Raw genomic sequence first — 14,894 nt, forward strand, 5'->3', positions numbered from 1 at the left:
GTCGCGCGATCCGTGGGCGCCCCCTGGGGAGCGGGTGTCGGCCACACGGGCGGTCCGGTGCGGCCGGGTCCGCACGGCGTTCGGCCGCACGGGTGGGGTTCGGGGCCCGCTGCGCCGTGTCGCGGCCCCAAGGGCGCAGCCGTCCTCTTCAGTGGCTGGGATACGTGTGATCATCGCGAAATGGCATCAAATCCCATAAATCTGACGAAGAGGTACAAGCCATGTCCCACGTCGGTGACCCGAACGGGAGGGCGCCCCGGATCGTCGCGGCGATCCGGACCGCGGCCTCTTGGCGGTCGCGTTCCGTAGCGCTCCTGACCAGCGGGGTGCTCGCGCTCCCCGTGCTGACCGGCTGCGGCTCCGCCGACAGCGGCCCCGCGGCAGGCGCCGCACCCCAGGACATCGGGGCCGCCGACCGGTCGCACGTCGCCGACGGGGGCACCCTGAAGTGGGCCGTCGACGCGATGCCCGAAACGCTCAACACCTTCCAGGCCGATGCCGACAGCACGACCCAGCGGGTCGCGCAGGCGGTGCTGCCCGCGCTGTTCACGCTGGACGAACGCGGCCGGCCGCAGCGCAACCCCGACTACCTGGAATCCGCCGAGGTCGTCAAGCGCGAGCCCAAGCAGGTCGTGCTGTACAAGCTCAACCAGAAGGCGGTGTGGAGCGACGGCCGGGAGATCGGCGCCCCCGACTTCGTCGCCCAGTGGCGCGCCCTGAGCGGCAAGGACTCGGCGTACTGGACGGCACGCAACGCCGGGTACGAGCGCATCGAGAGGATCGAGAAGGGCGCCAACGACCTGGAGGTCAAGGTCACCTTCGCCAAGCCGTACGCCGACTGGCGCTCCCTCTTCAGCCCGCTCTACCCCAAGGACGTCACCGGCACCCCCGACGCCTTCAACGACGGGGCGCGCACCAAGCTGAAGGCGACCGCGGGAGCCTTCACCCTCAAGGACGCCGACCGCGCACGGGGCACCGTCACCCTGGAACGCAACCCGCGCTGGTGGGGCCGGCCGGCCAAGCTCGACAGCCTCGTCCTGACGGCCGTGGCGCGCGACAAGCGGGCCGCAGAGCTCGCGGCGGGCACCGTCGACATCGCCGAGATCGACCGCGCGGACGCCGAGCGCATCACGCTCGCCGAACGCGACAAGGGCCAGGCCGTCACGCACGGCCCCGGCGCCGCCATCACGCCGGCCTCCGCGCTGCGCTCCTGGGCCATCGCCCACAGCGGCGAGGAGGAGAAGGCCGAGGCGGAGCGCCGGGCCCGCAGGGAGACCCTGGCCGCCGTCGAGAAGTACGCCACGGAGCAGGCCGGCCTGCGCGGCCTCGCCATCCGCAAGACCCTGGAGCCCGCCTACACCCAGCTCGCCCTGAACGGCGCGTCCGGGCCGCTCTCCGACGAACGGGTCCGGCGCGCGGTGGCCCGCGCCCTGAACCGCAAGGAGATCGCCGAAACCGTCCTGAAACCGCTCGGTCTGCCCGCCCAGCCCCCCGGCAGCCACCTGGCCCTTGCCGGACAGGACGCCTACAGCGACAGCAGCGACGCGCTCGGCACCCAGGACACCCAGGAGGCGCGGGCGCTGCTCGCCGACGCCGGGTGGACGGCCGACGGGGCCCGGCAGAAGCCGAAGCAGGACGCCGCCAAGGCCGGTAGCAGGCCCGCGGCCGGGCAGGAGTCCGAGGACGGCAAGCGGCGGGCGAGCGGGGACCACCCCAACGACGAGGGCACCTACATCGTCGGCGACGACAAGAACGGCGGCTCGGGCGCCGGGGCCGCGTCCGGTACGTACGTGCTCGCACCGGGCCGCGACGCCGCCCTCCAGCGGGCCGCGCTCCTGAGCCAGGCCCGGGTCTTCGACACCGAGCCCGCCGAGCAGAAGAAGGGCGCCGACAAGCACACCAAGACCGAGGCGAGGCACAAGGGCGGCGCCCCCGGCGCGTACGCCCCCAAGGGCACCGCGGCGCCCGCCGCCCACAGCGGGCCGCTCGGCAAGGACGGCAAGCCGCTCACCCTGCGTTTCGTCCTGCCCTCGGGGCCCGGCTCGCAGACGTTGCGTGACGTCGGGGACAAGATCGCGGCCATGCTGAAGACGGTCGGCATCAACACCGAGCTCATCAAGGTCGCCGACGACAGCTACTTCAAGGACCACATCGCGTCCGGCGACTTCGACCTGGCCCTGTACTCGTGGCCCGGCACCGCCTATCCGGCCACCGACGACCGCCCGATCTACGCCAAGCCGGAGCCCGCCGCGGACGGTTCGCTGCTCGTCGAACAGAACTACAGCCGGGTCGGCACCGACCACATCGACCAGCTCTTCGACCAGGCGGCCGGCGAGCTGGACGCGGACGAGGCCCGCGACCTCGTGCAGAAGGCCGACGCCAGGATCTGGGCGGCGGCCGGCTCGATCCCGCTGTACCAGCGCCCGCAACTGGTCGCCGTGAAACCGACCGTGGCCAATGCGGGAGCCTTCGGCTTCGCCGTCCCGCACTTCCAGGACATCGGGTTCAAGAAGCCGCAAACGGCGCACGAAGGATCGGCGAACAGCAAGAACAACAGTAAGAAGTAGAACAGAAAACCAGCAGGTCAGAAGGGGCGTGCCGACGAAAGTCCAAGCTCAGAACCTGCTCAATTCCCTTGCCCGCCGGCCTCGCCGGCGGGCAAGGTCGGTCACGCCCCTGACCCAGGCTCAATCACGTCGCAGACCCCGGCGGACGCCCTGCTCAAGATCGCCGGAATCGGCCCGGGAGGCCGTCGGCGCGGCCGCCCCGTACCATGGGAGGCAGCCGTGGCCTGTCTGCCCGGCGGGCGGACGAGGACTCGACCGCGTCAGACGCCTGATCCCACGATCGAGAGAAGCGCCAGTCAGTATGCCCACGCGCCACGACATCCGTAACGTCGCCATCGTCGCCCACGTCGACCACGGCAAGACCACGCTGGTCGACGCCATGCTCAAGCAGGCCGGCGCCTTCGCCGCGCACGCCGCCGAGTCGCTCGACGACCGCATGATGGACAGCAACGATCTGGAGCGTGAGAAGGGCATCACGATCCTGGCCAAGAACACGGCCGTCAAGTACCACCCCAAGGATGGCGGCGACGTCATCACCATCAACATCATCGACACCCCCGGCCACGCCGACTTCGGTGGTGAGGTCGAGCGCGGCCTGTCGATGGTGGACGCGGTCGTGCTCCTGGTGGACGCCTCCGAGGGCCCGCTGCCGCAGACCCGCTTCGTGCTGCGCAAGGCGCTCCAGCAGCGCCTGCCCGTCATCCTGTGCATCAACAAGACGGACCGTCCCGACTCGCGGATCGACGAGGTCGTCAACGAGACGTACGACCTCTTCCTCGACCTGGACGCGGACGAGGACCAGATCGAGTTCCCGATCGTCTACGCCTGCGCCCGTGACGGCGTCGCGTCGCTGACCAAGCCGGAGGACGGCACCGTCCCGGCCGACAGCGAGAACCTGGAGCCGTTCTTCTCGACGATCCTCTCCAGCGTCCCGGCCCCCGAGTACGACGAGAGCGCCCCCCTCCAGGCGCACGTCACCAACCTCGACGCGGACAACTTCCTCGGCCGCATCGCGCTGCTCCGTGTCGAGCAGGGCGAGCTGCGCAAGGGCCAGACGGTCGCGTGGATCAAGCGGGACGGCACCATCTCCAACGTCCGCATCACCGAGCTGATGATGACCGAGGCGCTGACCCGCAAGCCGGCCGAGGTGGCCGGTCCCGGTGACATCTGCGCTGTCGCGGGCATCCCCGACATCATGATCGGCGAGACCCTGGCCGACCCGGAGAACCCGATCGCGCTGCCGCTGATCACGGTCGACCAGCCGGCCATCTCCATGACCATCGGCACCAACACCTCGCCGCTGGTCGGCCGCGGCGGTGGTACCGGCAAGGGCGCGGACGCCAAGTCCCATGTCAAGGACCGCAAGGTCACCGCCCGCCAGGTCAAGGACCGCCTGGACCGCGAGCTCATCGGCAACGTCTCGCTCCGCGTGCTCGACACCGAGCGTCCGGACGCCTGGGAGGTCCAGGGCCGTGGTGAGCTCGCGCTCGCCATCCTGGTCGAGCAGATGCGCCGCGAGGGCTTCGAGCTGACCATCGGCAAGCCGCAGGTGGTCACCAAGCAGGTCGACGGCAAGACGCACGAGCCGGTCGAGCGCCTGACGGTGGACGTCCCCGAGGAGCACATGGGCGCGGTCACGCAGCTCATGGGCGTCCGCAAGGGCCGCATGGACAACATGTCCAACCACGGCTCCGGCTGGGTCCGCATGGAGTTCGTCGTTCCCTCCCGCGGCCTCATCGGCTTCCGTACGGAGTTCCTGACGAACACCCGCGGCACCGGTATCGCCCACTCCATCCACGAGGGCCACGAGCCGTGGTTCGGCACCCTGACGACCCGTAACAACGGTTCGCTCGTCGCCGACCGCGCCGGCTCGGTCACCCCCTTCGCGATGATCAACCTCCAGGAGCGCGGTGTGCTGTTCACCGAGCCCGGCACCGAGGTGTACGAGGGCATGATCGTCGGTGAGAACTCGCGCGCCGACGACATGGACGTGAACATCACCAAGGAGAAGAAGCTCACCAACATGCGTGCCGCTTCCGCCGACAACACCGAGAACGTGGTGCCGGCGCGCAAGCTCTCCCTTGAGCAGTCCCTGGAGTTCTGCCGCGACGACGAGTGCGTCGAGGTGACCCCGGAGGCCGTGCGCATCCGCAAGGTCGTCCTGGACGCCAAGGAGCGCGGCCGCACCGCGTCCCGCGCCAAGCGGAACTGACGTACCCCGCACAGTCCCGAAGGCCCGGCCCCGCCCACCGCGGAGCCGGGCCTTCGGCGTTGTCGTAAGAGGTTTGGACGGCCGGGTGCACACGCGCGGGTGGTGGTGTGTGAAGGAGTGTGGAAGAGCCTCGCGAACCGCCCTCGGGGTCCTCTAGGGTCAAGTTGTTTTAAGGGGCACCCTGTTCGGATATCGACCGTCGCTCTCCGGAAGATGCGTTAACGGTCCGTTTCGGGGGTGTCTGTCTGTGCTCATTTTGTCCGGATTTCGGGCCGTTGCCCGGTACTGATGTTGTCAAAACGAGACCCTTTAAGTGTGGTTTACAGCCCGGCCGTACTTAATAGTTGGCTCCATTGAGCTCGGGTCAATGGGTCACGCACTGTGGGGAGTGCCGACTCACGAGCACACTCGGGGCACTTGACGTACCAGCGCTGTCAGGGGTGTCAGCGCGCGTAGAAGTGCCTCTCTTGTAGTGACAAGTGGACTCATGAGGAGGAAACCCATGCGTGGTGCTACGAGCGCCAAGTGGGTCGCGGGAGCGGCAATCATCGCCCTGGCTGCGACCGCCTGTGGCGGTGGCGGTAAGAGCGACAGCGGGGCCAAGGGGGCAGTCGACCCGAACGGCATCTTCTCCGTGGAGCTCGGTGAGCCGGAGCACACGCTGGTTCCGTCGAACACGCAGGAGTCGAACGGCAGCCTCGCTGTCAACTCGATCTTCTCCCAGCTCGTCGACTACGACGCGCAGGGCAAGCTCACGATGGTCAACGCCGAGTCCGTCACCAGCTCGGACAGCAAGCTCTGGACCGTCAAGCTCAAGAAGGACTGGAAGTTCCACGACGGGACTCCGGTGACGGCCAACTCCTACGTCAAGGCGTGGAACTGGGCCGCGAACGTCAACAACGCCCAGATCAACGCGTCGTGGTTCGACGCGATCAAGGGCTACACCGACGTCCACCCGGCGGACAAGGGCGCCAAGCCCACCGCCGACACGATGTCGGGCCTGAAGGTCGTCGACGACAACACCTTCACCATCGAGCTGAACGCCCCGCTGCCGTACTTCGCGTACAAGCTGGGTTACACGGCCTACTCGCCGCTGCCCGACTCGTTCTTCAAGGACCCGAAGGCCGCGGGCGAGCACCCGATCGGCAACGGTCCCTACAAGTTCGAGAGCTGGGACCACAAGAAGCAGATCAAGGTCGTCCGCTACGACGACTACAAGGGTCCGGACAAGGCGAAGAACGGTGGTGTGATCTTCAAGAACTACACCACCCTTGAGGTCGCCTACCAGGACCTGAAGGCCGGCAACGTCGACGTGCTGCGCCAGATCGGCCCGAAGGACCTGCCGAAGTACCGTCAGGACCTCGGCGACCGCGCCGTGGACAAGCCGTACTCGGCCATCCAGACGATCGCGTTCGCGTTCTACAAGGACCAGTGGAAGACCGCCAACCCGAAGGTGCTCCAGGGCCTTTCGATGGCGATCGACCGGAACACGATCACCAAGACCGTGCTCAACGGCACGCGTGAGCCCGCAACCGGCTGGGTCGCCAAGGGCGTTCTGGGCTACCAGCCCGACGCCGCCGGTGACATCACCAAGTTCGACCCGGCCAAGGCCAAGCAGCTCATCGCGGACGGCGGTGGCGTCCCCGGCAACGAGGTCACCATCCAGTACAACGCGGACGGCGGACACAAGGAGTGGGTCGAGGCTGTCTGCAACAGCATCACCCAGGCCACCGGCGTCAAGTGCACGGGCGACAGCAAGCCCGACTTCCAGGCCGACAACCAGGCCCGCAACAACAAGACGGTCAAGTCGATGTACCGCTCCGGCTGGGTGCTCGACTACCCGGTGAACGCGAACTTCATCTCTGACCTGTTCCGTACGGACGCCGGCGGCAACCAGGGCGGGTTCTCCAACAAGGACCTCGACGCGAAGATCGCCAAGGCGGACTCCGCGGCTTCCCTGGACGACTCGGTGAAGCAGTACCAGGCCATCGAGAAGGACCTGGTCAACTACATGCCGTCGATCCCGCTCTGGTACTACAAGGTCAACGCCGGTTACTCGCAGTCGGTCTCCGGCGTCGACTACAACCAGCAGGGTGACCCGGTCCTGACGGACGTCCAGGTTCACAAGAAGTAATCACCGAAGCGTAGTTCGCACGCGGTGCGGGACCGCGACTCGCACATCCGGTCCCGCACCTGGCCGTACGCTGTGGCCCGGGCCCTTCCATGATCCCCTGCGCCGCTCGGCACAGGCCGCGGGAAGGGCCCGTGGGCTGCCGCTGCCACTTCTATGGAGGCACGATGGGGCGCTATGTCGCACGACGACTGCTCCAGATGATCCCGGTCTTCCTCGGGACAACTCTGCTGATCTTCCTCATGGTCTACACGCTGCCCGGCGACCCCGTGGCGGCGCTGTTCGGCGACAAGGCCGCCGACCCGAGCACCGTCGCGAAGATCAGACATGACCTCGGTCTTGATCAACCCGTCCTGAAGCAGTACTGGGACTACATGTCCGGCATCGTGCTGCACTTCGACTTCGGCAACCAGATCGCCAGCGGGCGCCCGGTCACCGACATCCTGGGCAGCGCCTTCCCCGTCACCCTGCGTCTGGCGGGTCTGGCGTTCGTCTTCGAGATCGTCGTCGGCATCGGCCTCGGCATCGTCGCGGGCATGCGCGCCGGACGGCTGGCCGACAACGCCATCCTGATCCTCACGCTGATCATCATCTCGGTTCCGGTCTTCGTGATCGGCAACATCGTCACCGGTGTCTTCGGGGTCCAGGCCGTAAGCCTCGACGAGAACACCAGTGAACTGATCGCGCCCGCCATGGTCCTCGGCTCGCTCTCGCTCGCCTATGTCGTCCGGCTCACCCGGACCTCGATGGCCGAGAACCTGCGCGCCGACTACATGCGCACGGCGGTCGCCAAGGGTCTGCCCCGGCGGCGCGTCATCGGCGTCCACCTGATGCGCAACTCGCTCGTCCCGGTCGTCACCTTCCTCGGCACCGACCTCGGCGCGCTGATGGGCGGCGCCATCGTCACCGAGAGCATCTTCAACATCCACGGCATCGGTGGAACCATCTACGAGTCGATCGCCCGGCGCGAGGGCACCACCCTCGTCGGCCTGGTGACCATCCTCGTGATCGTCTACCTCGTCATGGCTCTGATCGTCGACCTGCTGTACGCGGTCCTGGACCCGAGGATCCGTTATGCCTGACCTGATCAAGACCGCTCCGGAGGCCGACGAGGCCGGGCCCGCCATCCCGCCGCCCGCCGCGAAGCCCGAGAAGGCACGCAGCCTCTGGGGCGACGCCTGGGCCGACCTGCGGCGCAACCCGTACTTCATCGTGTCGTCCGTGCTGATCCTGCTGCTGCTGATCATCGCCGCGTTCCCGACGCTGTTCACCGACGTGTCGCCCACCACGGGCGACCTGGTGCACCACTACCTCGGCAAGCCGGAGCTCAGCAAGGTCGGCTCGGGCGAATGGCTCGGCTACGACGGCCAGGGCCGCAGCGTGTACGCCCGTCTGATCCACGGCACCCGTGCCTCGATCATCGTCGGCATCTCCGTGACCCTGCTGGTGACCGTAATCGGCGGGCTCGTCGGACTGATCGCCGGCTACTTCGGCGGCTGGCTGGACGCGCTGCTCTCCGGCTTCGTGACCAACGTGTTCTTCGGCATCCCCTTCCTGCTCGGTTCGATGGTCGTCCTCCAGTCCTTCACCTCCCGCTCGGTGTGGGTGGTGTCGCTGTCGCTGGCGTTCCTCGGCTGGACCCAGACCGCCCGCGTCATGCGCGGCGCGGTGCTGACCATCAAGCAGTCGGACTACGTGCACGCCGCCAAGGCGCTGGGCGCGTCCACCCCCCGGATCCTGTTCCGGCACATCCTGCCGAACGCGATGGCTCCGGTGATCGTGGTCTCGACCATCTCGCTCGGTGTCTTCATCTCGGCCGAGGCGACCCTGTCCTACCTGGGACTCGGCCTGTCGGCCCCCGCCATCTCGTGGGGTGTGGACATCTCCGGCGGCATCGCGCAGATCCGTACGGCGCAGCACATCATGCTGTACCCGTCGATCATGCTCAGCATCACCGTGCTGGCCTTCATCATGCTCGGCGAAGCGGTCCGCAACGCCCTCGACCCGAAGATGCGCTGAGGAGGGCATAGACGTGAGCATCATTGACAACACCGCCACCATCCCGGCCCCCCGAGGCGAGGAAAGCCACCAGGGTCCGCTGCTCGAAGTCCGCGACCTGCACGTGGAGTTCCACACCCGTGAGGGCGTGGCCAAGGCGGTCAACGGCGTCAACTACTCGGTGAACGCCGGCGAAACCCTCGCCGTCCTCGGCGAGTCCGGCTCCGGCAAGTCCGTGACCGCGCAGGCGATCATGGGCATCCTGGACATGCCGCCGGGTGTGATCCCGCAGGGCGAGATCCTTTTCCGCGGCGAGGACATGCTCAAGATGTCCGGCGAGGAGCGCCGCAAGATCCGCGGCCAGAAGATCGCGATGATCTTCCAGGACGCGCTCTCCTCGCTCAACCCCGTGCTCAGCGTGGGCTACCAGCTGGGCGAGATGTTCCGGGTGCACCAGGGCCTCTCCAAGAAGGACGCCAAGGCCAGGGCCATCGAGCTGATGGACCGGGTCAAGATCCCCGCCGCCTCGGCCCGGGTCGACGACTACCCGCACCAGTTCTCCGGCGGCATGCGCCAGCGCATCATGATCGCCATGGCGCTCGCCCTGGAACCGGACCTGATCATCGCGGACGAGCCCACCACGGCGCTCGACGTGACCGTCCAGGCCCAGGTCATGGACCTGCTCGCGGAGTTGCAGCGCGAGTACAACATGGGCCTGATCCTGATCACCCACGACCTCGGCGTGGTCGCCGACGTCGCGGACAAGATCGCGGTCATGTACGCGGGCCGGATCGTCGAGCAGGCCCCGGTGCACGAGATCTACAAGCGCCCCGCGCACCCGTACACCAAGGGACTCCTCGCCTCGATCCCGCGCCTTGACCAGAAGGGCCAGGAACTCTTCGCGATCAAGGGCCTGCCGCCCAACCTCCTGAAGGTTCCCTCGGGTTGTGCCTTCAACCCGCGGTGCACCATGGCGCAGGACATCTGCCGCACCGACATCCCGGCGCTGCTCCCGGTCACCGAGCGGGACGGCACCGAGCTGACCGGCCGCGGCAGCGCCTGCCACTTCTGGAAGGAGACGATCGATGGCTGAGCTCAAGAAGACGGACGAGACCCCGAACGTCACCGACGTCGTACAGCACGACGCCTCCACGACCTCCGAGGTCGAGGCCATCCTGGACGCTCCGGCCGACCGGGGCGAGCCGATCCTCCAGGTGCGCAACCTGGTCAAGCACTTCCCGTTGACCAGCGGCATCCTCGTCAAGAAGCACGTCGGCGCCGTCAAGGCCGTCGACGGGATCTCCTTCGACCTGTACAAGGGCGAGACCCTTGGCATCGTCGGTGAGTCCGGCTGCGGCAAGTCGACCGTCGCCAAGCTCCTGATGACCCTGGAGCAGGCCACCGCCGGTGAGGTCTTCTACAAGGGCCAGGACATCACCAAGCTGTCCGGGCGCGCGCTGAAGGCGGTCCGCCGCAACATCCAGATGGTGTTCCAGGACCCGTACACCTCGCTGAACCCGCGCATGACGGTCGGCGACATCATCGGGGAGCCCTTCGACATCCACCCCGAGGTGGCCCCGAAGGGCGAGCGGCGGCGCAAGGTCCAGGAGCTCCTGGACGTCGTGGGTCTGAACCCGGAGTACATCAACCGGTACCCGCACCAGTTCTCCGGCGGTCAGCGCCAGCGCATCGGCATCGCCCGCGGCCTGGCCCTCAACCCCGAGATCATCATCTGCGACGAGCCGGTCTCCGCCCTGGACGTGTCCGTGCAGGCGCAGGTCATCAACCTGATGGGGAAGCTCCAGGACGAGTTCAACCTCTCCTACCTCTTCATCGCGCACGACCTGTCCATCGTCCGGCACATCTCCGACCGGGTCGGCGTGATGTACCTCGGCAAGATGGCCGAGATCGGCACCGACGAGCAGATCTACGAGCACCCGACGCACCCGTACACCCAGGCACTGCTCTCCGCCGTCCCGGTCCCCGACCCGGACGCGCGCGAGCACCGCGAGCGGATCATCCTCACCGGTGACGTCCCCTCGCCGGCCAACCCGCCGTCGGGCTGCCGCTTCCGCACCCGGTGCTGGAAGGCGCAGGACCGCTGTGCGACCGAGCTCCCGCTGCTCGCGATCCCCGAGCGGTTCCAGGGCCTCGACAGCCCGGTGGCGCACGAGTCGGCGTGTCACTTCGCCGAGGAGAAGGACGTCGTCGGCGCGGCCTGACGCATCTCCGCACGGGTGGGCCCGCGGTTCCTGACCGGAACCGCGGGCCCACCCGTTTGTGCGCCCGTACGGCGCCGGTAAAGGTGCGGTACGCATGATTCTGGGGTGATATGTGGGCCTAAGTGAGACTTGGACCCCAGTGGGACTCTAGGAGGACTCCATGCGCGGAGCCACGCACGCCAAGTGGGCCGCAGGTGCGGTGGTCGTAGCCCTGGCGGCGACGGCCTGCGGTGGCGGAGGCGGCGGCGGCGCCGGAGGTGCCGACGGGATCGTCAGTTCCTCCTGGGGCGATCCGCAGAACCCCCTTGAGCCGGCCAACACCAACGAGGTGCAGGGCGGCAAGGTCCTCGACATGCTGATGCGCGGGCTCAAGCGGTACGACCCGAAGACCGGCGCGGCCCAGAACATGCTCGCCGAGAAGATCGACACATCGGACTCGCAGAACTTCACGGTTACCCTCAAGGACGGCTGGACGTTCTCCAACGGCGAGAAGGTCACCGCCAAGTCCTTCGTGGACGCCTGGAACTACGGCGCCAACCTGAAGAACAACCAGAAGAACGCCTCGATGTTCTCCTACATCGACGGGTACGACCAGATCCACCCCAAGAGCGGCAGCGCGAAGTCCGACACCCTGTCCGGGCTCAAGGTCGTCGACGACAAGACCTTCACGGTCAAGCTCAACCAGAAGTTCTCCACCTGGCCCGACACCCTCGGCTACCCCGCGTTCGCGCCGCTGCCCCGGGCGTTCTTCGACAACCACGCGGCGTGGCTGTCCAAGCCCGTCGGCAACGGCCCGTACACGGTGGACTCGTACACCAAGGGCTCCAAGCTCTCGATGCGCAAGTGGGCCGGGTACATGGGCGCGGACAAGGCGCAGAACGGCGGCATCGACCTCAAGGTCTACACCGACAACAACACCGCCTACACCGATCTGACGGCCGGCAACCTCGACCTCGTCGACGACGTGCCCGCCTCCCAGCTCAAGAACGTCAAGGCCGACCTCGGCGACCGGTACATCAACACCCCGGCCGGCATCATCCAGACCCTCGCCTTCCCGTACTACGACGCGGCCTGGAACACCCCGGACGCGGCCAAGGTCCGCAAGGGCATCTCGATGGCGATCAACCGCAAGCAGATCACCGACACCATCTTCCAGAAGACCCGCACCCCCGCCACCGACTGGACCTCACCCGTGCTCGGCGAGGCCGGCGGCTACAAGGCCGGGCTCTGCGGGGACGGCTGCGACTACAACCCGGCCGAGGCCAAGAAGCTCATCACCGAGGGCGGCGGGATCCCCGGCGGCCAGCTGAAGATCGCCTACAACGCGGACACCGGCTCGCACAAGGAGTGGGTGGACGCCGTCTGCAACAGCATCAACAACGCGCTCGGCAACGACAAGGCGTGCGTCGGCGGCCCGGTCGGCACCTTCGCCGACTTCCGCAGCCAGATCACCCAGTCCAAGATGAGCGGCCCCTTCCGTGCGGGCTGGCAGATGGACTACCCGCTGATCCAGAACTTCCTCCAGCCGCTGTACTACACCGGCGCCTCGTCCAACGACGGCAAGTGGACCAACGCCGATTTCGACAAGCTGGTCGACCAGGCCAACGCCGACACCGACAAGGCGAAGGCGATCGCCGACTTCCAGCAGGCCGAAGGGGTCGTACGGGACCAGATGGCGGCCATTCCGCTCTGGTACCAGAACGGCAGCGCGGGCTACTCGGACCGCGTCTCCCACGTCTCGCTGAACCCCTTCAGCGTCCCGGTCTACGACCAGATCAAGGTCAGCTGACGCCGTAGGCGCGCGGCCCGGCGCTCAACGCGGCGCCGGGCCACGGCCGTTGAGAGGTCCGAGAACCCCGGAGGGCTCATGGGACGGTATGTGATCCGGCGTCTGCTCCAGATGATCCCGGTCTTCTTCGGCGCCACCCTGCTGATCTTCCTCATGGTCAACGTGATGGGGGATCCGATCGCCGGCCTCTGCGGCGACAAGGCGTGCGACCCCGCGACCGCCGCGCAGCTCGCGAAGGAGTTCGGGCTCGACAAGCCGGTGTGGCAGCAGTACCTGACGTACATGGGGAACGTGTTCACCGGCGACTTCGGGACCGCGTTCAACGGGCAGAAGGTCACCGAGCTGATGTCCGCCGCCTTCCCCGTCACCATCCGGCTCACCATCGTGGCGATCGTCTTCGAGATCGTCATCGGCATCAGCCTCGGCGTGGTCACCGGCCTTCGGCGCGGCCGGCCCGTCGACACCGTCGTCCTGATGCTGACCCTCATCGTGATCGCCATCCCGGTGTTCGTCACGGGACTGCTGCTGCAACTGCTGCTCGGCGTCGAATGGGGGGTCGTCAGGCCCACCGTGTCGCCGGAGGCGCCCTTCGACGAACTTCTCATCCCCGGGCTCGTGCTCGCCTCCGTGTCGCTGGCCTACGTCACCCGGCTCACCCGGACCTCGATCGCCGAGAACTCCCGCGCCGACTACGTCCGCACCGCCGTCGCCAAGGGGCTGCCGAGGCGCCGCGTGATCACCCGGCACCTGCTGCGCAACTCCCTGATCCCCGTGGTCACCTTCATCGGCACCGACGTCGGCGCCCTGATGGGCGGGGCCATCGTCACCGAGCGGATCTTCAACATCCACGGCGTCGGCTACCAGCTCTACCAGGGCATTCTGCGCCAGAGCACCCAGACCGTGGTCGGCTTCGTGACGGTGCTCGTGCTGGTCTTCCTGGTCGCCAACCTCATCGTCGACCTCCTGTACGCCGTACTCGACCCGAGGATCCGCTATGCCTGAGCCGTTCGACGAAGGAGCGATCGCCGGCACGGGGGCCGGCGGGGCGATGGACCTCGCGGCGAGCGAGGCGACGACCCTTGAGCGCACCCCGGGCGGACCGCGGGGCACCGGCCCAGCGGAGAGGCCACGCTCGCTCTGGTCGGACGCCTGGCGCGACCTGCGGCGCAACCCCGTCTTCATCATCTCGGGCCTCGTCATCCTCTTCCTGGTCGTCATCTCGCTGTGGCCCTCCCTGATCGCGAGCGGCAACCCCCTCCAGTGCGACCTCGCCAAGGCGCAGGAGGGCTCCCAGCCAGGACACCCCTTCGGCTTCAACGGGCAGGGCTGCGACGTCTACACGCGTACGGTCTACGGCGCGCGCACCTCGGTCACCGTCGGCGTGTGCACCACCATCGGCGTCGCCCTGTTCGGCTCGTTCGTGGGTGGGCTCGCCGGGTTCTTCGGCGGCGGCTGGGACGCGCTGCTCTCCCGCGTCACCGACATCTTCTTCGGCATCCCGGTGGTCCTGGGCGGCCTGGTCTTCCTCTCGGTGGTCACCTCCTCCACCGTCTGGCCGGTCATCGGCTTCATGATCCTGCTCGGCTGGCCGCAGATCGCCCGCATCGCCCGCGGCTCCGTCATCACCGCCAAGCAGAACGACTACGTCCAGGCCGCCCGCGCGCTCGGCGCCTCCAACTCCCGCATGCTGCTGCGCCACATCACGCCCAACGCGGTCGCCCCGGTCATCGTCGTGGCGACCATCGCGCTCGGTACGTACATCGCCCTTGAGGCGACGCTCTCCTACCTCGGCGTCGGCCTGAAGCCGCCCACCGTCTCCTGGGGCATCGACATCTCGTCCGCCTCGCAGTACATCCGCAACGCCCCGCACATGATGCTCTGGCCGGCCGGTGCGCTGGCCCTGACGGTGCTCGCGTTCATCATGCTCGGCGACGCGGTGCGCGACGCCCTCGACCCCAAGCTGCGGTGAGGAGCC

10 protein-coding genes are annotated in these 14,894 nt (G+C 67.8%); all 10 read left to right on the forward strand.

All coding sequences use genetic code 11. The features are described from left to right. Positions 1 to 221 precede the first annotated feature (221 nt). The 10 genes from ACGFW5_RS04045 (at position 222) to ACGFW5_RS04090 (ending at position 14,888) form a co-directional block, all read left to right on the forward strand. Entirely contained in the window at positions 222 to 2,567 is a 2,346-nt protein-coding gene (locus tag ACGFW5_RS04045) for an ABC transporter family substrate-binding protein (protein ID WP_393832588.1), read from the forward strand. Between the two features lie 301 nt (positions 2,568 to 2,868). Continuing rightward, positions 2,869 to 4,779 carry a translational GTPase TypA gene (gene typA / locus ACGFW5_RS04050; RefSeq protein ID WP_393832589.1) on the forward strand — a complete coding sequence of 637 codons (1,911 nt, stop codon included), beginning with the start codon at positions 2,869 to 2,871 and terminating at the stop codon, positions 4,777 to 4,779. A 502-nt stretch (positions 4,780 to 5,281) separates the two neighbouring features. Then, complete coding sequence (locus ACGFW5_RS04055) at positions 5,282 to 6,913, forward strand: ABC transporter substrate-binding protein (protein WP_393832590.1); 1,632 nt, start codon at positions 5,282 to 5,284, stop codon at positions 6,911 to 6,913. Positions 6,914 to 7,077: 164 nt separating this feature from the next. Next, on the forward strand, positions 7,078 to 7,992 hold the full coding sequence (locus ACGFW5_RS04060) for an ABC transporter permease (RefSeq protein ID WP_393832591.1): 915 nt from the start codon (positions 7,078 to 7,080) through the stop codon (positions 7,990 to 7,992). Beyond that, on the forward strand, positions 7,985 to 8,929 hold the full coding sequence (locus ACGFW5_RS04065) for an ABC transporter permease (protein ID WP_393832592.1): 945 nt from the start codon (positions 7,985 to 7,987) through the stop codon (positions 8,927 to 8,929). The genes ACGFW5_RS04060 and ACGFW5_RS04065 overlap by 8 nt, the downstream gene beginning before the upstream one ends. Positions 8,930 to 8,942: 13 nt before the next feature. Next, complete coding sequence (locus tag ACGFW5_RS04070) at positions 8,943 to 10,001, forward strand: ABC transporter ATP-binding protein (protein ID WP_393832593.1); 1,059 nt, start codon at positions 8,943 to 8,945, stop codon at positions 9,999 to 10,001. Then, positions 9,994 to 11,130, forward strand: a complete 1,137-nt coding sequence (locus ACGFW5_RS04075) for an ABC transporter ATP-binding protein (RefSeq protein WP_393832594.1) — start codon at positions 9,994 to 9,996, stop codon at positions 11,128 to 11,130. Before ACGFW5_RS04070 ends, ACGFW5_RS04075 begins: the two co-directional genes overlap by 8 nt. 160 nt (positions 11,131 to 11,290) lie before the next feature. After that, positions 11,291 to 12,919, forward strand: coding sequence for an ABC transporter substrate-binding protein (locus ACGFW5_RS04080; RefSeq protein WP_393832595.1), 1,629 nt, complete (start codon positions 11,291 to 11,293; stop codon positions 12,917 to 12,919). Positions 12,920 to 12,997: 78 nt separating this feature from the next. Further along, positions 12,998 to 13,921 carry an ABC transporter permease gene (locus ACGFW5_RS04085; protein ID WP_393832596.1) on the forward strand — a complete coding sequence of 308 codons (924 nt, stop codon included), beginning with the start codon at positions 12,998 to 13,000 and terminating at the stop codon, positions 13,919 to 13,921. Further along, entirely contained in the window at positions 13,914 to 14,888 is a 975-nt protein-coding gene (locus ACGFW5_RS04090) for an ABC transporter permease (RefSeq protein ID WP_393832597.1), read from the forward strand. The genes ACGFW5_RS04085 and ACGFW5_RS04090 overlap by 8 nt, the downstream gene beginning before the upstream one ends. Positions 14,889 to 14,894 lie beyond the last annotated feature (6 nt).

Source organism: Streptomyces sp. NPDC048416 (genome assembly GCF_043200435.1).
GTDB lineage: Bacteria > Actinomycetota > Actinomycetes > Streptomycetales > Streptomycetaceae > Streptomyces.